The following is an 18,017-nucleotide window of genomic DNA, read 5'->3' as shown; positions in this document are numbered from 1 at the left end:
AGATTTGAACACTCGCCCAGAAGGTATGCAGTTTTCTGCGTCCAACGCCTAATCTCATGGGATGCCCGCCCCCGCCCCTCTCCTCGATGTGTACTCGCAGCCGACTCTGTCGACGCTTGCGCCGTCGGTACTCGCTTCTCTCGGAGTGAGCGGCGAAGCGAACCGTCTCGATCTACAGCCCAGCAAGAAGACCGTAATTCTGCTGGTAGACGGGATGGGCGCGAACTTGCTCGCCCGCAACGCCGAACACGCACCATTCCTGAATTCACTGATCGGAACGCCCATCCGGGCAGGCTTCCCCACGACGACGGCCACCAGCATCGTCTCACTGGGGACCGGTCTGCCTTCGGGAGCGCACGGCATCACCGGCTACCAGTCCTACGTCGAAGAAGCCGATTCGGTGTTCAACTGGCTGGGTTGGCACAGCGCGGGCAAGAAGGAATCTCAGACCGACTCCATCGTCCCGGAAACCCTGCAGCCGCAGGCCACGACGTTCGATCGCGCCGCCGCAGCCGGCATCACCGTTACAACCGTCGTACCGTCGAAGTTCGACGGCAGCGGCCTCACCCGTGCCGGGATGCGCGGTGCCCAGTTCGCCGGAATCCAGGCATACGGAGACCTCCTCGCTCGCACCGTGGCGGCGTCGAAATCTGCCGACCGCACGTTCACGTACTGCTACATCAGCGAGATCGATGCACTCGGCCACGTCTACGGACCCGAGTCCGAGCCGTGGATTTTCCAACTGATGCTGGTCGATCGACTGGTCGAGCAACTCGCCGCGGCTCTCGGTCCGGACGTGAGATTGCTGGTGACGGCAGACCACGGAATGGTCGACGTGTCGGACGAGAACAAGATCGACTTCGACAACACTCCGATTCTGTCCAAAGATGTACTCGCTCTTGCCGGTGAACCTAGATGTCGTCACATCCACACCCGAGAAGGCGCTGCACAAGATGTTGCGGACCGCTGGCGCGCCGAACTGGGTGACCGCATGTGGATCGGGACGAGGTCCGAGGGCATAGTCGCAGGATTGTTCGGGCCTGCAGTGCATTCCGAGTATCACGGCCGGATCGGTGATGTCATCGCCATTGCGTCCGGGGACGTGGCCGTCGTACGTCGATCTGTCGAATCGGGACTGTCCGGCCTCCGTGGACAGCACGGCGCCCTCACTCCGGACGAACTGCTGGTACCGCTCTTGTCCTCAGGACAGCAGTAGGGCTCGCGCCCGGCGAATCTCGGGAACACCGACGACCTTGCATGCGCCCAACAGGACGACGGCACCGACGGCCGCACCCGCCGACAATGAAATAACAGCAGCAAGCCTGGGCTCGGGAACTCGGTTCTGAACCGCCACCACCAAAGCGAGCGCACAACCACCTGCCAGAATTGCCGCCGCCGAAATCCTTCCGACGGTGGCCTGCACGCGACGGAATCCCAACAGCCCGTATCGCTTTCGAAGAAGGATGTGGCCGAGCACCGCTCCACACACGTAGGAGAACGAGCCGGCGGCACAGACGGCCAGGACCAGCCTTTCGTCACTAGCCGACAGTGACGCAAGAAGGACGAGCACAGTCTTGGCGACCACCATCACCAGGGCGATCACCGCGGGAGTTCGGGTGTTGTTGTCGGCGTAGAACACTCGCAGCTGAAGCATGACCATCGCAAAGGGCACCAGCCCGAATGCACTGACCGCAACGGCCGTCCCGATCAACCGGGCACTGCTGCCGTCGACCCGGCCGAAGAAGATCAAGGTGGTCAACGAGGGACCGAACACCATGAGCGCCACAGTCACCGGGATCAGCGCCACCACAGAATACCGGGCTCCCCGGCCGAGATCGGATACGACGCCGACGTCGTCACCCGCAGCAACCGACCTGGCGATCCGCGGCATCAGCACCGTCAACAACGACACACCGAGAATGCCGTACGCCACTTGAAACAGCAGATCCGCGTGCGTGTACATCGAGTAGACGTGACGGGAGAGAGTGACCTTCATCGTCACCCACACACCGATCTGGCCGGCAACGACGTACACAAGTACCCAGCCGAGCAACGGCGCCCCGACGCGCACCGGTCGCCAGGTGTGCGGTACGACGCGCACGCGAAGGCGCCACCGAAACCCGTTGCGGTGCAGCGCTCGAGCAACGACGGCGGTTTGCGCCACGATCCCGAGCAGAGTGCCGATACCGATCACCAGAACCTGCGCGGTGGTCATCGACTCGGGAGTCAGAGCCACCGGTCCCGGGATACACAGGAAGACCGCGACCGTCACCAGAAGGACGACGTTGTTGATCACCGGTGCCCAGGCCGGCGCGCCGAATACCGATCGAACGCTGAGCACAGCCGTCATCATCGCCGTGACGCCGTAGAAGAAGATCTCCGGAAGAAGCAAGTACGCGAAGAGCGTCGTCAGCTCTCGTTGAGCCGGATCATCGATCACGGCCGAGACCAGAGGCGGCGCGCACACCACGGCCACTACCGTCACGAGCGCAAGAGCCAGCGCTCCGACGGTGAGAACGCGCTGCGTCTGCTCTCGTTCGAGCGTCCGCCCACGGCTCCGTTGCCGCGTCAGATACGGAAGCAGGACGCTGGCGAGAATCCCGCCGAGGAGGAGCTGATAGACCATGTTCGGGAAGCTGTTGGCCGCGTTGTACGCATCACTGACCAGGGCGATGCCCAGGACCGCGGCAAGGGCAAGGGTGCGGACGAAGCCGGTGATCCGACTGACCGTGCTGGCGAGCGCCACTTGCCCGCCCATCTTCGCCAAGCTGCCGCCCGTCACACCATTACGTTCGGACTCCCGTTCGGACTCCCCCACGTTCTCGACCATCTCGCCAGAGTGCCACATCGCAGACGTTCGACGATCCGGACGGAAACGGAAGGGCGCCCCGAACCGTGGGTTCGAGGCGCCCTTCCGTAAGGAACAATCAGGCGGATTCCGCTCCAGCCAACGGCGGCATGACGACAACCTGACCGGCGAAGGACAGACCCGCACCGAAGGCGAGAAGCAATGCCTTGTCGCCCGGCTTGCACTGGCCGTCGCGCAGCATCTGCTCCATGGCGAGCGGGATCGAGGCCGCGGACGTGTTGCCCGTCTCGGCGATGTCGTTGGAGACGGGGAAGCCCTCGGGCAGCTTCATGCTGCGAGCGATGACCTCGTTGATGCGCTGGTTTGCCTGGTGCGGCACAAAAGCGTCGATGTCCTCGATACCCAGCCCCGACTTCTCCAGGGTGCGAGTGGCGACCTTGCCCATCTCGAAGGCAGCCCAGCGGAACACCGCGGTACCGGCCATCTTGATCCACGGACGAGGTCCGGTCGGGTTCTTGGTGTAGTCGAGCCAGCTCGGCTCCTGAACGATGGCGTCGGACTGGCTGCCGTCCGAACCCCACTCGACCGGGCCGATTCCGACGGTGTCGCTCGGGCCGACGACAACTGCGCCTGCGCCGTCACCGAAGATGAAGCGAACGCTGCGATCGGTGGGCTCGGTGGCCTCGCTCATCAACTCGACGCCGACGACGAGTACGTGATCAACCGTGCCGCCGCGAACCAGGTCGCTGGCCACCGCAAGGGCGGTACAGAAACCGGCGCAGCCTGCCGCGACGTCGAATGCAGCCGGACCCTTGATGCCGAGCTCGTGGGCGACGATGGACGCAGCCTGAGGAGTCTGCAGGTCCCACGTCGACGTCGCGATGATCACGGCGCCGATCTGCTCAGGGGCAATGCCGCTGACGTCCAGTGCTTTACGCGCCGCGCTGATCGACATCGCGAGGATGCCTTCACCTTCGCCGGAGAACCGGCGCGACTTGATACCCGATCGCGTCTGGATCCACTCGTCGGTGGAATCGATCAGCTCGCAGATCTCGTCGTTGGTCACGACTCGCTCCGGGCGGTGAACGCCGAGCCCGAGAAGGACGGACTGCCGACCTCCGGCCACACTGGCAATCGGCTTACCCATTGATCGATCTCCTCGTTGGTTTCTGGTGATGACGCGCATTCGACATCACACGTTACGTACAGGACATAAGCCCCTGCCTCTCAGGTCACCGTTCGATCACGGCAACAACATGAGGCTGGCTCACATTACGCTTCGGTCAGGTATGTAGTCCAGATCCACGATCAGGCGCGTAAATGAGCTAGAACTGCCAAAACACGACGATGCCCGCTTTCGGAAGCCGACAGGCCGAGTTTTGCGAAGATATTTCCTATGTGCTTGCTCACAGCAGTGTCGCTGACGACCAGTTTCCTGGCGATTTCCTGATTTCCCAGCCCCTCCGCCATCAGTCCGAGAACCTCGGACTCGCGTGGCGTCAGCGATCTGATCGGATCGTCGGCGCGTCGACGGCTCATCAGTTGGGATACGACCTCGGGATCCATCACGGTTCCGCCGTCGACGACCCGGTTCAATGCGTCGACGAACTCGGCTACCTTGCCGACCCGTTCCTTGAGCAGGTACCCGACCCCGCCGGCGCCTCCTGCCAACAATTCACCGGCGTAGCGATCCTCGACGTAAGCGGAAAGGACCAGGACGGGAAAGCCCGGGCGAAGCTTGCGCACCTCGATCGCCGCTCGAAGTCCCTCGTTGGTGAAAGTAGGAGGCATCCGGACGTCGAGCACCGCGGCGTCGGGGGTTGTCTCCTCGAACACCGTGAGGAACTGCGCGGCGTCGGAGACAGCAGACACCTCGAAGCCCTCTCCGCGGAGCAGCAGTGCCAGCCCCTCTCGCAGGAGAGCGTCGTCCTCGGCAATCAGAATCCGCACGGTAGTTCCACCCTCATCGTTGTCGGTCCACCCTCCGGGCTCTCCAATACTGCGGTTCCTTCGAAACCCTCGCCCCGGCGTCGAATCCCCGCCACGCCGCCGCCCGGGCGTTCGTTCGCGCCGCCGTGACCGTCGTCGATCACGTCGATGAGCATCGTCTCACCCGACGAGTCGTCCGACGTCTCCGTCCGTGCCGTGACGGTGACCCTGCGGGCTCCGCTGTGTTTTGCGACGTTGGTCAAGGCCTCAGCGACGACGAAGTACGCAGCAGCCTCGACGGCAGCCGGGGCACGGCGGAGCTCGTCGATCTCGAGTACGCAGGGCACGGCGGAGCGCCCGGCGAGCGCCGAGATCGCGCCCTCCAGACCCAACTCGTCGAGGATCGGCGGGTAGATGTCGTGCACCAACGTCCGGAGTTCGCTCAACGCCTCGGTGGCCGCATCCTGGGCCCGATGCAGTTGTGGCAGAGCCTGGTCCGGATTGTTCTGCAACGACCGCTCGGCCATCCCCAACATCATCACCACCGCGACCAGACGGTTCTGCGCTCCGTCGTGCAGATCCCGCTCGATGCGCTTGAGTTCGGCCGAATGCGCGTCGAGCGCCGCAGCGCGGCTGGCCGTCAGGGCGGTGACGCGCTTCGAGAGGTCCGAACGCGTATCCGGCGCAAGCAAAGTCGTGGTCGACCAGCTGATCCATTTCGCCATCGCGGGGATCAACCACCACGCGATCAGGAAGTACAAGATGCCGATCAACGGCATTCCGGCAGCGCCCAGCCACGACGTCACGGGGTACGGGTTGTTGACGGGTTCGCCCGCGGGCATCTGCTGCCAGTACAGCGGGACGGCAATCGCATTGAGCGCACCGAGTGGCAGAGCAATGGTCAGCATCGCCGCGACGAAAGCACCCAGACCATGAATCGACAACCAGGCCGCGTCGCGCCTCGTCGACTGATCGGTGAGGAACCGGCTCCAGTCCCCGAATGTCGGATTGCTGGGCATCGGTGGGTATCGCTGCAGAACAGGGCGTCCGGTGTACGCAGCGGTGCGTTTGCGAGCCAGGCCGGCCCACCACCGGAGCACTCGCACGTACGACGGCAACAGCAACCAGCCGACGATCAGAATCGAGAGCGACAACAGAATGAGACCGACCATCAGCAAGAACAGGGAAACCACAGCTGCCGCGCCCTCGACGAGCACGTACACCGCAGCCCTGGTTCTCTTCTTCACTGCCCCAGCATGCCGCACCACACCGCACGATCCACTACAGCTGGCTACACCATTGATTCGGGACTCTGCTGGATGTCGACGAATGGCGAATCTCCATAGCGTTCTTCCCATGAAGAATCGACACTCGGTCCTCGCCCCGCCGGCTCCTGGTGCCACGGGAGCTCGAACATCTGCCGTGCGACTCGAAGGGGTCAGCAAGGTCTACGGCAACGGCCGCGGCGCCGTGACCGCCCTCGACAACATCAGCCTCACTCTGCCGCGCAGCACCTTCACCGCCGTGATGGGCCCGTCCGGATCAGGTAAGAGCACTTTCCTGCACTGCGCCGCGGGCCTCGACCGACCGAGCAGCGGATCGGTGTGGCTGGGCGATACCGAGATTTCACAGCTGAAGCCGAAGGCCCGCAGCATCTTCCGTCGCGATCACATCGGTTTCGTCTTCCAGGCCTACAACCTGCTCGGCGCTCTCGACGTCGAGCAGAACGTCACGCTCCCCCTACTCCTCGCCGGGCGACGAGCCGACAAGCAGTATCTGACCTTCGTCCTCGAATCCGTCGGACTCGGATCACACCGAAAGCGCAAACCCTCCGAACTGTCCGGCGGTCAGCAGCAACGCGTCGCCATCGCACGCGCCCTCGTCACCCACCCCGACGCACTCTTTGCCGACGAACCGACCGGCGCCCTCGACTCCCGCAGCGCCAAGCAGGTTCTGGAGTTGTTGCGCCGGACAGCTGCCGAGTTCGATCAGACCATCGTCATGGTCACGCACGACCCGGTGGCCGCGTCGTACGCCGATCGTGTGCTGTTCCTCGCCGACGGGAAACTTGTCGGGCACATCGACCGCCCGACCCCGCAGCAGATCGCCGAGCGCATGACACACCTCGGGGACTGGTGATGATGAAAGCGCACACCTTTGCGCACCTGAAAGCGCATCGCTCCGGTTTCGTCGCCGTGTTCGTCTCCGTATTCTGCGCAGCGCTCCTCACCTGCGGTCTGGGTGTGCTGCTGGAATCGGGAGTGCGAGGCGGTGTCTCACCACATCTCTACGCCGGTGCCGACGCCGTCGTGAGTGCACCACAGGCGCTCGAGGTCAAGGAAGACGCCGATCAGCCCTTTGCCGAGCGAGTTCTCCTCGCCGGCGATACGGTCCGCAAGCTCGACGCACTCGATGTCACCGTGGTTCCCGACATCTCCGTCCCCGTCAGCACCGCCAAGGGCGTCGTACTCGATGCACATCCTTGGGAAACAGCACAATTGGCGCCGTACTCGCTCACCGAGGGGCGCGCTCCGCAGAGCCGCGACGAGGTGGTCTCGACCACGGGCGCCGCGCTCGGCGAGCGAATCACGCTGGCTCACGGCGCGGTAACGGACGAGTACACCGTCGTCGGCACAGCTGATTCGGCTTCGGTGCCGTCACCCGACCGTCCGGCACTCGTCTTCCTCTACGACGCAGAGGCCGAACGGTTGTGGCCGCACCAGAACGCTGTCACCGCAGTCGGATTGATCGCTCCCGAAGGCGTGGATGCTGCCGCTCTCGCCCGCGATGCACTCGCCGGAACCGGTGCGGAGGTCTCGACCGGCACTGCACGCGGAGGCATCGAATTCCTCGACGCCGGTGCTGCGCGGACGCAGTTGATCGTGCTCTGTGCGTCGTTTGCCGGTCTCGCGTTGATGGTCAGTATGTTCGTCGTTTCCAGCACGCTGTCGCTCTCGATCAACGCCAGACGCCGAGAGTTCGCTCTGTTGCGGGCAATCGGGGCCACCACGCGACAAGTCCACGTCATGATCGGACGTGAAGTGCTGCTCGTCGCGGCGGCTGCGGCGGCTCTCGGCGCGGTGCCCGGATACCTGCTCGCCCGATTCCTGGGTGCACAGTTTGCCGACGCCGGGGTCATGCCCACCGATTTCGCGCTGGCCTACAGCCCGCTTCCGGCGATCGCGGCATTCCTGATCTGCGTACTCACTGCCCGCGCGGCAGCGGCGATCGCGGCACGACGACCGGCGAAGCTCGACCCCGTCGAAGCGCTTCGCGAATCCGAAAGCGGCCCGGCGAAACTGAGCCGCGGACGCATCGTCACCGGGCTGATCTTCGGCGCCGCCGGCCTCAGCGCGTGCGTGCTCCCCGCTTTCCTGCCCGGCAGCGTGGCAGCCGCTGGAGCCGGTTCGAGTGCACTGTTGTTGATCTTCTCGGTCGCGCTGCTCGGCCCCTTGTTGGTGCGCGGCATCATCAAGGTGATCGGCGGTCCACTGCGCCGTAGTGGGTCGGCGTCCAAAGTTCTCGCTGCCGCCAACGCCGAATCCAATTCGAGACGGCTCTCGTCGGCGGTTGTTCCATTGGCTCTCGCAATCGCACTGGGCTCGGTGCAGTTCTTCAGCCAGAGCACCGTCGCCGCCGAGGCGACCAACCAGTCGATCAAGGGCGTCACCGCCGACCTGATCGTCGGCGCGCCGGCCGGTATCGCTCCCTCGCTCCTCGACTCGATCGCATCGGTGCCCGGAGTGAGTGCGGCAAACCCGGTGGTCCGCAGTCAAGTCCTGCCGGTACCCAGCGGTGAGGAAGGCGGCTCAGCCGAGAGCGCGATCGCTGCCCAGGGCATCGACGCCGCCGGCGCCGACGCGACCCTCGATCTCGCGGTGACCGAGGGCGACCTGAGCGCTCTGACCGGCGATACCGTTGCCGTGAGCGAAGACGGCGCCTTCACACTCGGAGCCAAGGTAGGTCAGCGCGTCGACCTCTATCTAGGGGACGGCACACTCGTGCATCCGATGGTCGTCGCAAAATATGGTCGCGGCCTCGGATTCGGGGACGTGACCATGCCGATCGAGACTTTGCGTCAGCACTCCACCGACGCTCTGATCGACACCGTTCTGGTTGCTGCCGAACCCGGACGGTCGGCCGAAGTCCAGCAGTCGTTGCGCTCGTTCCCCTCGATCGCCGCGATGAACCAGGACCAGTTCGGGGCCGCGGGCGAAGATCAGCGTCGTATGCAGTCGTGGGTCAGCATCCTCGCCGTCCTCGTCCTGCTCGGCTATCTCGCAGTCGCCGTCGTGAACACCCTGGTCGCCGCCACTGCCGAGCGTTCCCGCGAGTTCGCGCTCCTTCAACTGGTGGGCTCGCGGACGAGGCAGGTCCGAGCGATGATGCGCATCGAGTCGTTGATGGTGGTGGGAATCGCCGTCGTGGTCGGATCACTGATCGCCCTGCCGCCTCTGATGGGCATCGCCGTAGCGGTGTCCGGGCAGCCGATCCCGGCGATTTCACCGGCGATCTACGGTTCCATCGTCGCCGTGACCGCTGTTCTGGGATTTGTCTCCATCGCGGTCCCGACGCGCGCCGCCCTACGCAAGAACCCGATGGACGGAGTGCGTAACCACTGAGTGGCACTACCGTCGTCATCTATGGATGCGGCGGCCTGGGACAAGAAGTACGAAGAAACCGAGCTCGTCTGGGGCGCTCCTCCCAACGAACTGCTGGTGGAATACGCGACGGCCCTCCCCCACGGCCAGGCACTGGACCTGGCGTGCGGCGAGGGCCGTAACGCGTTGTGGCTCGCGACCCGCGGTTGGGAGGTCACCGGCATCGACTACTCGGCCGTCGCGATCGAGAAAGCCCGCACGATCGCGGCCCGCTCACCCCGATCGGTTCTCGACCGGCTCGACTACCGATGCGGCGACGTCACCGTCGCGGATTACGCCTCGAGGAACGGGCAGGGATACGACTTGGCCCTGCTTCTTTACCTTCATCTGCCCGCACCACAACGCACCCTGGTTGTGAACCGTGCCATAAATTCTCTGAAACCTGACGGAATCCTCATGATTTTGGGTCACGACCGAAGCAACATCGACTACGGCGTCGGCGGGCCGCAAGATCCCGAAATCCTTTACACACCAGAAGAATTGATGCAGGAGTTCCACGGAAAGCTCGAGTTCGAGATCGCCGGAAATCCCCACAGGCACACCGAAACGGGAATCGCGGTCGACGCGCTTGTCATCGGACGCAAATCCGGTGTTGGCAATGCAAAGAACGGCTAGTAACATGTATTAAGTTACCGACGAGTAATAAACTTCGGGCGGTACTAGGAGTGCTGGACCGCACCACCTCACTGGGAGAAGCAGAAGACATGGGCCATTACAAGAGCAACGTTCGGGACCTGGAGTTCAACCTCTTCGAGGTTCTCGGACTGGAGAAGCCACTGAGCGAAGGCGCTTGGGGCGACCTGGATGCCGACACTGTCCGCAACATGCTGGCAGAGGTCGCACGCCTGGCCGAGGGACCGCTTGGCGAATCTTTCGCCGATGCGGACCGCAACCCCCCTGTCTTCGATCCCGAGACGCACACCGTTGCACTTCCGGAATCCTTCAAGAAGTCGTTCAAGGCTCTGTGGGATGCCGAGTGGTACCGCATGGGATTGAGCGAAGAGGTCGGCGGCGTGCCGGTTCCCCGATCCGTCGTGTGGGCCATCGGTGAGCTGATCCTGGGCGCACAGCCTGCAGCGCACATGTACCAGGCCGGACCCGCCTTCGCGGACGTGCTGTTCAACAACGGCACCGAAGAGCAGAAGAAGTGGGCAGCCACCATCGTCGAACGCGGATGGGGCGCCACGATGGTCCTCACCGAGCCCGACGCCGGCTCCGACGTCGGTGCCGGACGCACCAAGGCGATCAAGCAGGACGACGGCTCCTGGCACATCGAGGGCGTCAAGCGCTTCATCACCTCGGCCGACTCGGACGACCTGTTCGAGAACATCTTCCACCTCGTTCTCGCTCGCCCCGAAGGCGCCGGACCGGGCACCAAGGGCCTGAGCCTGTTCTTCGTCCCGAAGACGCACTTCAACTTCGAGACCGAAGAGTTCGGCGAGCGTAACGGTGTCTTCGTCACCAACGTCGAGCACAAGATGGGCCTGAAGGTCTCCGCCACGTGTGAGGTCACCTTCGGCGGCCACGGCATCCCCGCACAGGGCTGGCTGGTCGGCGAGGTCCACAACGGCATCGCCCAGATGTTCGACGTCATCGAGCACGCTCGAATGATGGTCGGCACCAAGGCAATCGCCACCCTCTCCACCGGTTACCTCAACGCTCTCGATTACGCCAAGCAGCGCGTGCAGGGCGCAGACCTGACCCAGATGACCAACAAGGCAGCACCGCGCGTGACCATCACGCACCACCCCGACGTGCGTCGTAGCCTGGCAATGCAGAAGGCATACGCCGAAGGCCTGCGCGCGGTGTACCTCTACACCGCAGCTCACCAGGACGAGGTTGTCGCCCAGCTCGTCTCGGGCGCAGACAAGGACACCGCGTTCCGCGTCAACGACCTGCTGCTCCCGATCGTCAAGGGCGTCGGCTCCGAGCGTGCGTACCAGTACCTGACGGACAGCCTGCAGACCCTCGGTGGCTCCGGCTTCCTGCAGGACTACCCGATCGAGCAGTACATCCGCGACTCCAAGATCGACTCGCTGTACGAAGGCACGACGGCCATCCAGGCTCAGGACTTCTTCTTCCGCAAGATCGCTCGTGACCGCGGCGTCGCGCTCGCTCACGTTGCCGGACAGATCAAGACCTTCATCGACAGCGAAGCCGGCAACGGTCGTCTGAAGGCGGAGCGCGCACTGCTCGCCACCGCACTCGAAGACGTCCAGGCCATGGCCGCCACGCTCACCGGCTTCCTCATGGGAGCTCAGGAGCAGCCCACCGAGCTGTACAAGGTCGGCCTCGGCTCCGTCCGCTTCCTGATGTCCGTCGGCGACCTGCTCATCGGCTGGCAGCTGCTCCGCCAGTCCGAGATCGCTCTCGCAGCACTCGACAACGGCGCTTCCGACAAGGACAAGGGCTTCTACGAGGGCAAGGTCGCCATCGCTTCCTTCTTCGCCAAGAACGTCCTGCCCGAGCTCACCGCTTCACGCGAGATCATCGCGAACACCGAGAACGACATCATGGAGATCGACGAAGCAGCATTCTGATTCGTTCCTGATTCATGAAAAGTGCCGGTCCCGAGAACGTTTCGGGGCCGGCATTTTCATGCTCAGCAGTCCATGGAATCCGAGGTCATCTGCGCTCGACGGTCGGACAACTGATCTGTGCGGACAGTACGGACGTCGTCGGTTGTTCGCCGGGCCGTGCCGCCCTTCCCACCAGGGAAAGCGCCACGCGCCTGCGGTCCGGAGAACTGACGATTTCGATGGACTTGTCGTCACCGCCCCCGAAGGACACGAACTGTCCGCTCTGATCCGAGAACTTCATGATCGCCGACCCGTGCTGACCTGGTTCCGGTTTTTCGTTCACGTAGACCTGCAACTGGAAATCACGTCCCGGATACTCGCCGCCGCCGTCGTACTCGTAAAAGGAACTGGTGTGCACCTCGTAGGCCCACCGGCGGTGACCGGCGGGCAGCGAATCCGCCCAGTTGTGCTCGAAACACGTGACGGATCCGGGCAGCGAGACATTGGCTGCGCCGCTCCACCCACCGGACAGGGTGATGGCTCCGTACGGCGCTGCTTCGGACTCGTGCCGATCGGAAGGCAAGGGCGGAACGGTCACGGGTCCGACATTGCGACCGGTGAACTCGAAAAGCCTCTCGCTCGACACGAACGGGGGCGACTCGCGCTCCCCGGCACAGGAGACAACCGACAGGGTGGCCATGACCAGTAACGCACACATACCGCGTCTACGAACCGGCACCTCGACTCCCCCGTTCCGTTTCCAACAGAATACATACCGTTCGGTCTTCAAGTTATCGAACGTGTCCGACACATCCCATTCCTGGGACCGCTCGCCCGCTACCGATGTGATTGGGTGAGCACGAACGTCCACTGAACCAGCACTCGGTTCTTTCGCAGGCCGAGTAGATCAACAGACAGGTGATCATCGTGGTCGCACCAGAGCACGCACAACCCGATTACGCCCCCGACCTGGCATTGACCGCCACGGACTTGGCGCTCGACGGCCCATGGGGGCCGGTGTTCGGACCCGTCAATCTCGAGATTCGTGCGGGCGGTGTGACGATCCTCGAAGGCTCGGCCGGTTCAGGACGTACGTCCTTACTTCTGACACTCAGCGGACGAATGAAAGCCAGTTCCGGCTCACTGTCCGTCTTCGGTCGAACGCGTCCCCGCGATATCTTCGAGATCGCCGGGGTCGCCGGGTTCGAGGACATCGACGAGCTTGCCGAATCCGTCACCGTCCGCGATCTGATCACCGAACAAATTCGCTGGGATGCGCCCTGGTACAAGCTCATCGGACGCGCCGGAGACCGCGAACTCGAAGCGGTGTGCGCTCCCGTCTTCGGCGATCATCCGTTACCTGCGCTCGGCCGGTACGTCAGCGATCTCGGGGAACTCGAGGCGATCCTGCTGCGTATCGCCGTCGCGAACACGAAAAAGCCGGCCCTGCTTGTCGTCGACGATCTCGAACAGGTGCGGCGCGACTCCGAACGTGCATACCTCGTCGAGCGACTCGTCGAGATGGGGAGCTACCAGACCATCATCGCGTCGACCGTCAACCCGCTGCCAGACGGATCACCCATCGATGCCGTCACCCTGCTCCAAGAAGTCACCAATCCCGACCAAGAAGGGGCGAGGTAACCGCGATGCTCGCTGGAATGTCTCTCGGAACCGAACTCAAGCGGTTCTCCCGCGGCGCGATGCCCAGGATCGCACTCGTCACCATCATCTTGATGCCACTGCTGTACGGCGCAATGTACCTGTGGGCCTTCTGGAATCCGTTCGGTGAGGTCAACAAGGTCCCCGTCGCGCTGGTCAACACCGACCGCGGCGCGATGGTGCAGGGTCAGGAACTCAACGCGGGCGACGAGGTAAGCCAAGCGCTGCTCGATTCCGGTGAGCTCGATCTCCACCTGGTCTCGCAGCAGGAAGCCGCTCAGGGAGTCTCGGACGGCACGTACTACTTCTCTCTCACATTGCCTGAGAATTTCAGCGAGGCCGTCGCCTCCCCGACGACCAAGGACCCCCACAAAGCTCAGTTGCAGTTCACCTTCAACGACGTCAACAACTACCTCGGCACCATCATCGGCCAAAACGCCGCCCAGCAGGTCCTCAGTCAGGTCAGCGACAAGATCGGCGCGCAGTCCGTCGAGACAGTTCTGGTCGGATTGACCGATGCGGGTGCTGGTTTGAAGCAGGCCGCCGACGGAGCGCTCCAGCTCTCGGCCGGAGTGAACACTGCCAACGCCGGAGCCGGCGAATTGGCGTCGGGCTCGAAAACTCTGGCCGACAACATGGTTACCGCACGTGACGGTGCAGCCACTCTTGCCGGCGGTACAGCGCAACTCTCGACCGGTATCAACACCGCCACGGATGGCGTCCTCGCACTGACCGACGGTCTGGGGCAGCTCGATCTCGGAGCCGTCCAACTGGGCGACGGCGCAAGCCAACTCAGTGGTGGCGTCACCCAGGTCGTCGACCAACTGAGTGTCCTCGGGAACACACAAGCAGACGTCGCACAGCTGGTCGGGCAGGCAGTGGCCAGCCTTCGACTTAACCCGGATCCCGTCAGCCAACAGATCGCCAATGCCCTCGCGCCTGCCCAGGACATACTGCGCACTCAGGGTTTCGGTGAAGCGACCATGGGCCAACTGGGCGAACTCAAGAGCGGTGCACAACAACTCGCCTACCAACTCGACGATCCGTCGAGCACCTTCCGAGCCGGGCTCAGCGCCGCGGCCAACGGCGGTGGTGAACTCCGCAACGGCCTGGTACAGCTGCGTGACGGCGGTCAGCAAGTCAACGACGGCGCTCAAACCCTCAGTAGTGGACTGGTTCAACTCACCGACGGAAGCGTTCAACTCTCCGATGGTGCAGCCAAACTCGCAGACGGCACCGAGCAACTCCGTGCCGGGTCTGCCGAACTCGCGACCAAACTCATCGAGGGCGCCGGTCAGGTCCCCAGTTGGAGCGATCAGCAGCGAACCGCAACCGCTCAAACCCTCTCCAGCCCGGTCGAACTACAGGAGACGTACGAGAACCGGGCAAGCACGTTCGGTACCGGTTTTGCTCCGTTCTTCCTGCCCCTCGCGCTGTTCGTGGGCGGCATCATCACCTGGATGCTGCTCAAGCCGCTCCAGAACCGGCCCATCGCAAACGGACTCGGCGCGCTGCGAGTGGTCCTCGCCTCGTACTGGCCGGCATTGCTCATCGGCATCTGCCAGGTGATCGTGATGTACCTGGTCGTGCACTTCGCCGTCGGCCTGCACCCCACACACGCCCTCGGCACCGTCGGATTCCTGATGCTCATCACTGCCACGTATATGGCGTTGATCCAGGCATTCAACGCCATCTTCGGAGTCTCCGTCGGACGCGTCATCACCCTGGCGTTCCTGATGCTGCAACTGGTTTCGGCCGGCGGCATCTATCCCGTCGAAACCACCGCGAAACCGTTCCAGATCATCCACCCCTTCGACCCGATGACCTACGCGGTGAACGGGCTACGACAACTCACCGTCGGCGGTATCGACTCGAGACTGTGGGTCTCGATCGCCGTCCTCGGCGGCCTTCTCGTCGCCTCACTCGGCGCCAGTTCACTTGCTGCACGCCGAAATCGGCAATGGACCATGGACAGGCTGCATCCGCCGATCGAAGTCTAGGCGAGGGTCTCCGGCCAAGGCTCCACGGTCAGCGCAGGCCATTCCCTGCGCCACCGTGCTGCCTTGGCCTCGTAAACCTCTCTCGGCGCCAGCACCGGGTTGGGGCGGACGATCATGTCGAAAAGATCGTCGTATCCATGCGGGGCATACACGTCCAAGGTCCCATCCGATCCCTTGGTGATCCCGAAACAGCAAGTTGTGGAAGCGAAGTGGTCGACAGCGTCGCGGCAACTGGTGAACGGAACGCCGGGAATCCCGAAATGCTGCTCGTACCACAGGTGCACGCGGGCTTCGTTGCGTACTTCGACATCGGCATCCACATCGGCGAACAGTTCTGCCGCCGAACGAATCACACGGTCCTCCGCGTCGTAGCTCAGATCGCCGGCGTCGAAGTAGAACAGGTCGTAGTCCTTGATTCCGGCGCCGAGATCACGGCCGTCGATGTGATTCCAGACGGTTTGGAAGAGCCCACCCGCCGTCAGGTACCACTCCGGCAATCCCAGCTTCGGCGCACGATCCACGATCGTTGCGACCACCGGATTGGCCAGGGCGATCTCGAGAAATCGTTCACGCATGCTCTTCAGCCTCTCATATGACAAGCAAACTTGACATCTAGTGACAAGTATTCTTTACTTTTTGCATGACTGGAAAGGCCGGCGACAACAACGTGCGGGAGCACCGACGCCTCGCCGGCCTCACCCAGGCGCAACTGGCCACGGCAGGTCAGGTGAGCAGACAGAGCATCGTCTCCGTCGAACGCGGTGACTATGCACCGAGTGTCTACCTGGCACTTCGCCTGGCCCTGGCGCTGGGGACCACCGTCGAAGCGCTCTTCCCCTTACCCGAATCGGAACTCACCACAGAAATTCCAGAGGAGACGGCATGAGCACCATGATGAAGGCACTGCGGTTCGTCGGAGATCTGGACGACGACTTCTACAAGGACGAGCGTCAGCGCGACGTCTGGAACGAAGCCTCGGCGGTGGGACTCCAGAGTGTCTTCTGGGCAATATTCGTCAGCTCGGCGATTCTGCCCTGGGTCGCCGGCCGAACAGGGGCGTGGATCTCGCTCGCCCTGCTGATCGTTGCGTTGTTCGGCTCGTTGATCACGATCATCTATGCGAAGCGCCGCGATGTGGACGTGTACCTGCTGTCCACCTACGGCCGCCCTCGCGTGGTGATCAGCATCGCGCTCTACCTCGTGGCCGCTGTCGGAATCATGGCCCGTCTCGAATTCGATTCGTACGAAGAATCGTCAACCTGGGTCGGCGCGCTGGTAGGCGCCATCATCGGCGGTGGCATCGCAATCGCAGTCGTCAAACTTCACCAGCAGCGCGCCAAGCGACGCGACGCGGCCGAAGAACTTCTCTGACTTCCGGAAGTCTGCCCAGCACAACGGAATCCATAGAGTTGGTAAAATCGTGCCAGGTCAACCGATCGCGAGTAACGTCGAAACGGTGAGCACTCGCCTCGGATACCAGATGCCCAACTTCAGCTACGGCGGTCCGGTCAAGGACCTCTTCCCCACCGTCATAGCGCAGGCCCGCGAAGCCGAAGCCGCAGGCTTCGACACTGCATTCGTGATGGATCACTTCTACCAACTCCCCGGAATCGGAGCGCCGGACGCCCCGATGCTCGAGGCCTACTCGGCGCTCTCCGCGCTGGCGACGGCCACCGAGACCATCCAGTTGTCTGCACTGGTCACGGGAAACACCTACCGCAATCCGCCCATGCTCGCCAAGACCGTCACCACCCTCGACGTGGTGAGCGGCGGTCGGGCCATCCTGGGCATCGGCGCCGGTTGGTTCGAACTCGAACACAATTCGTTCGGATACGAGTTCGGAACGTTCACCGAGCGCTTCCAGAAACTCGACGAAGCACTGCAGATCATCGCGCCGATGCTCCGCGGTGATCGCCCCACCTTCGACGGCAAGTGGTACCACGTCAAGGACGCCATCAACGAGCCTCGCGTCCGCGACGACCTGCCGATCCTGCTGGGCGGTGGCGGTGAGAAAAAGACGTTCGGCCTCGCCGCTCGCTTCGCGGATCACCTCAACATCATCTGCGACCCGTCGGAACTGCCGTGCAAGATGGAAGCACTTGCGGCACGCTGCGACGAAGCCGGTCGCGATCCCGCAACCCTCGAGACCAGCTTCCTCACGTTCATGATGATCGACGAGGACGGCGACAAGGCTCGCGCCCATCAGCGAACGTTTCTCGCGGAGCGTGGCCTCGACATCACCACGGCGCCGGAAGACGTGGTCGCCAAGGCCACCGAACGCCATTTCGTCGGCAGCCCGGACGACGTCGCCGAGCAGGTTCAGACGCGCATCCTCGACCACGGCATCGACGGCGTCGTGATCAACCTGATCACCAACGGCGAAGAGCCAGGCATCGTCGACCTTGCGGGCCGCACCCTCGGCCCACTCGTCGGCAAGTAA

The 18,017-nt window shown here is 63.5% G+C and carries 16 protein-coding genes; 10 read left to right on the top strand and 6 right to left on the bottom strand.

Going from position 1 to position 18,017, the window contains the following annotated elements:
• The first annotated feature begins 61 nt into the window (after nucleotides 1-61).
• Nucleotides 62-1,216, top strand: coding sequence for an alkaline phosphatase family protein (locus YH3_RS07290; protein WP_042452555.1), 1,155 nt, complete (start codon nucleotides 62-64; stop codon nucleotides 1,214-1,216).
• On the opposite strand, the gene murJ is transcribed toward YH3_RS07290, so the two are convergent.
• The 4 genes from murJ to YH3_RS07270 form a co-directional block, all read right to left on the bottom strand.
• Nucleotides 1,202-2,830, bottom strand: a complete 1,629-nt coding sequence (gene murJ / locus YH3_RS07285) for a murein biosynthesis integral membrane protein MurJ (protein WP_235808459.1) — start codon at nucleotides 2,828-2,830, stop codon at nucleotides 1,202-1,204. The two genes, YH3_RS07290 and murJ, sit on opposite strands and share 15 nt — an antisense overlap.
• A gap of 97 nt (nucleotides 2,831-2,927) precedes the next feature.
• Entirely contained in the window at nucleotides 2,928-3,956 is a 1,029-nt protein-coding gene (locus YH3_RS07280; RefSeq protein WP_003945837.1) for a beta-ketoacyl-ACP synthase III, read from the bottom strand.
• 161 nt (nucleotides 3,957-4,117) lie between these two features.
• Nucleotides 4,118-4,759, bottom strand: coding sequence for a response regulator transcription factor (locus tag YH3_RS07275; protein WP_042452561.1), 642 nt, complete (start codon nucleotides 4,757-4,759; stop codon nucleotides 4,118-4,120).
• On the bottom strand, nucleotides 4,747-5,985 hold the full coding sequence (locus tag YH3_RS07270; RefSeq protein ID WP_238592541.1) for a sensor histidine kinase: 1,239 nt from the start codon (nucleotides 5,983-5,985) through the stop codon (nucleotides 4,747-4,749). Before YH3_RS07270 ends, YH3_RS07275 begins: the two co-directional genes overlap by 13 nt.
• A 109-nt stretch (nucleotides 5,986-6,094) precedes the next feature.
• On the opposite strand from YH3_RS07270, the gene YH3_RS07265 reads away from it, so the two are divergent.
• From YH3_RS07265 to YH3_RS07250, 4 genes are all read left to right on the top strand, one after another.
• On the top strand, nucleotides 6,095-6,877 hold the full coding sequence (locus YH3_RS07265; RefSeq protein WP_054826162.1) for an ABC transporter ATP-binding protein: 783 nt from the start codon (nucleotides 6,095-6,097) through the stop codon (nucleotides 6,875-6,877).
• Complete coding sequence (locus tag YH3_RS07260) at nucleotides 6,877-9,360, top strand: FtsX-like permease family protein (RefSeq protein ID WP_064443188.1); 2,484 nt, start codon at nucleotides 6,877-6,879, stop codon at nucleotides 9,358-9,360. The genes YH3_RS07265 and YH3_RS07260 overlap by 1 nt, the downstream gene beginning before the upstream one ends.
• Before the next feature lie 21 nt (nucleotides 9,361-9,381).
• Entirely contained in the window at nucleotides 9,382-10,014 is a 633-nt protein-coding gene (locus tag YH3_RS07255; protein ID WP_064443187.1) for a bifunctional 2-polyprenyl-6-hydroxyphenol methylase/3-demethylubiquinol 3-O-methyltransferase UbiG, read from the top strand.
• 89 nt (nucleotides 10,015-10,103) lie between these two features.
• Nucleotides 10,104-11,939, top strand: coding sequence for an acyl-CoA dehydrogenase (locus YH3_RS07250; protein ID WP_007734578.1), 1,836 nt, complete (start codon nucleotides 10,104-10,106; stop codon nucleotides 11,937-11,939).
• A gap of 85 nt (nucleotides 11,940-12,024) precedes the next feature.
• On the opposite strand, the gene YH3_RS07245 is transcribed toward YH3_RS07250, so the two are convergent.
• The gene (locus YH3_RS07245; protein WP_238592539.1) at nucleotides 12,025-12,657 is read right to left on the bottom strand and encodes a hypothetical protein; all 633 of its coding nucleotides are present in this window, start codon (nucleotides 12,655-12,657) and stop codon (nucleotides 12,025-12,027) included.
• Between the two features lie 179 nt (nucleotides 12,658-12,836).
• On the opposite strand from YH3_RS07245, the gene YH3_RS07240 reads away from it, so the two are divergent.
• On the top strand, nucleotides 12,837-13,559 hold the full coding sequence (locus YH3_RS07240; RefSeq protein ID WP_058227323.1) for an ATP-binding cassette domain-containing protein: 723 nt from the start codon (nucleotides 12,837-12,839) through the stop codon (nucleotides 13,557-13,559).
• A gap of 5 nt (nucleotides 13,560-13,564) precedes the next feature.
• The gene (locus YH3_RS07235) at nucleotides 13,565-15,577 is read left to right on the top strand and encodes a YhgE/Pip domain-containing protein (protein ID WP_064443185.1); all 2,013 of its coding nucleotides are present in this window, start codon (nucleotides 13,565-13,567) and stop codon (nucleotides 15,575-15,577) included.
• On the opposite strand, the gene YH3_RS07230 is transcribed toward YH3_RS07235, so the two are convergent.
• Nucleotides 15,574-16,152 carry a nucleotidyltransferase family protein gene (locus YH3_RS07230; RefSeq protein ID WP_007734569.1) on the bottom strand — a complete coding sequence of 193 codons (579 nt, stop codon included), beginning with the start codon at nucleotides 16,150-16,152 and terminating at the stop codon, nucleotides 15,574-15,576. The two genes, YH3_RS07235 and YH3_RS07230, sit on opposite strands and share 4 nt — an antisense overlap.
• A 65-nt stretch (nucleotides 16,153-16,217) precedes the next feature.
• On the opposite strand from YH3_RS07230, the gene YH3_RS07225 reads away from it, so the two are divergent.
• The 3 genes from YH3_RS07225 to YH3_RS07215 all read left to right on the top strand — a co-directional run bounded on the left by YH3_RS07225 (nucleotide 16,218) and on the right by YH3_RS07215 (nucleotide 18,017).
• Nucleotides 16,218-16,463 (top strand): helix-turn-helix transcriptional regulator, encoded by a 246-nt coding sequence (locus YH3_RS07225; protein ID WP_007734566.1) that lies wholly within the window; start codon nucleotides 16,218-16,220, stop codon nucleotides 16,461-16,463.
• Nucleotides 16,460-16,948: a hypothetical protein gene (locus tag YH3_RS07220; protein ID WP_064443184.1), complete on the top strand. Its 489-nt coding sequence runs from the start codon at nucleotides 16,460-16,462 to the stop codon at nucleotides 16,946-16,948. The genes YH3_RS07225 and YH3_RS07220 overlap by 4 nt, the downstream gene beginning before the upstream one ends.
• An 85-nt stretch (nucleotides 16,949-17,033) precedes the next feature.
• The gene (locus tag YH3_RS07215) at nucleotides 17,034-18,017 is read left to right on the top strand and encodes an LLM class F420-dependent oxidoreductase (protein WP_193777148.1); all 984 of its coding nucleotides are present in this window, start codon (nucleotides 17,034-17,036) and stop codon (nucleotides 18,015-18,017) included.

The organism is Rhodococcus sp. YH3-3, assembly GCF_001653035.1.
In the GTDB taxonomy this organism is placed as follows: Bacteria; Actinomycetota; Actinomycetes; order Mycobacteriales; family Mycobacteriaceae; genus Rhodococcus_F; species Rhodococcus_F qingshengii.
The sequence above is the reverse complement of the archived record's forward strand: the minus strand, read 5'-3'. Positions and strand labels throughout refer to the sequence as shown.

Bases quoted from the DNA above. Each gene is read 5' to 3' on its own strand.
- YH3_RS07290 (WP_042452555.1), top strand. From the start codon at position 62: ATGCCCGCCCCCGCCCCTCTCCTCGATGTGTACTCGCAGCCGACTCTG.
- murJ (WP_235808459.1), bottom strand. From the start codon at position 2,830: ATGGTCGAGAACGTGGGGGAGTCCGAACGGGAGTCCGAACGTAATGGT.
- YH3_RS07280 (WP_003945837.1), bottom strand. From the start codon at position 3,956: ATGGGTAAGCCGATTGCCAGTGTGGCCGGAGGTCGGCAGTCCGTCCTT.
- YH3_RS07265 (WP_054826162.1), top strand. From the start codon at position 6,095: ATGAAGAATCGACACTCGGTCCTCGCCCCGCCGGCTCCTGGTGCCACG.
- YH3_RS07260 (WP_064443188.1), top strand. From the start codon at position 6,877: ATGATGAAAGCGCACACCTTTGCGCACCTGAAAGCGCATCGCTCCGGT.
- YH3_RS07255 (WP_064443187.1), top strand. From the start codon at position 9,382: ATGGATGCGGCGGCCTGGGACAAGAAGTACGAAGAAACCGAGCTCGTC.
- YH3_RS07250 (WP_007734578.1), top strand. From the start codon at position 10,104: ATGGGCCATTACAAGAGCAACGTTCGGGACCTGGAGTTCAACCTCTTC.
- YH3_RS07235 (WP_064443185.1), top strand. From the start codon at position 13,565: ATGCTCGCTGGAATGTCTCTCGGAACCGAACTCAAGCGGTTCTCCCGC.
- YH3_RS07230 (WP_007734569.1), bottom strand. From the start codon at position 16,152: ATGCGTGAACGATTTCTCGAGATCGCCCTGGCCAATCCGGTGGTCGCA.
- YH3_RS07225 (WP_007734566.1), top strand. From the start codon at position 16,218: ATGACTGGAAAGGCCGGCGACAACAACGTGCGGGAGCACCGACGCCTC.
- YH3_RS07220 (WP_064443184.1), top strand. From the start codon at position 16,460: ATGAGCACCATGATGAAGGCACTGCGGTTCGTCGGAGATCTGGACGAC.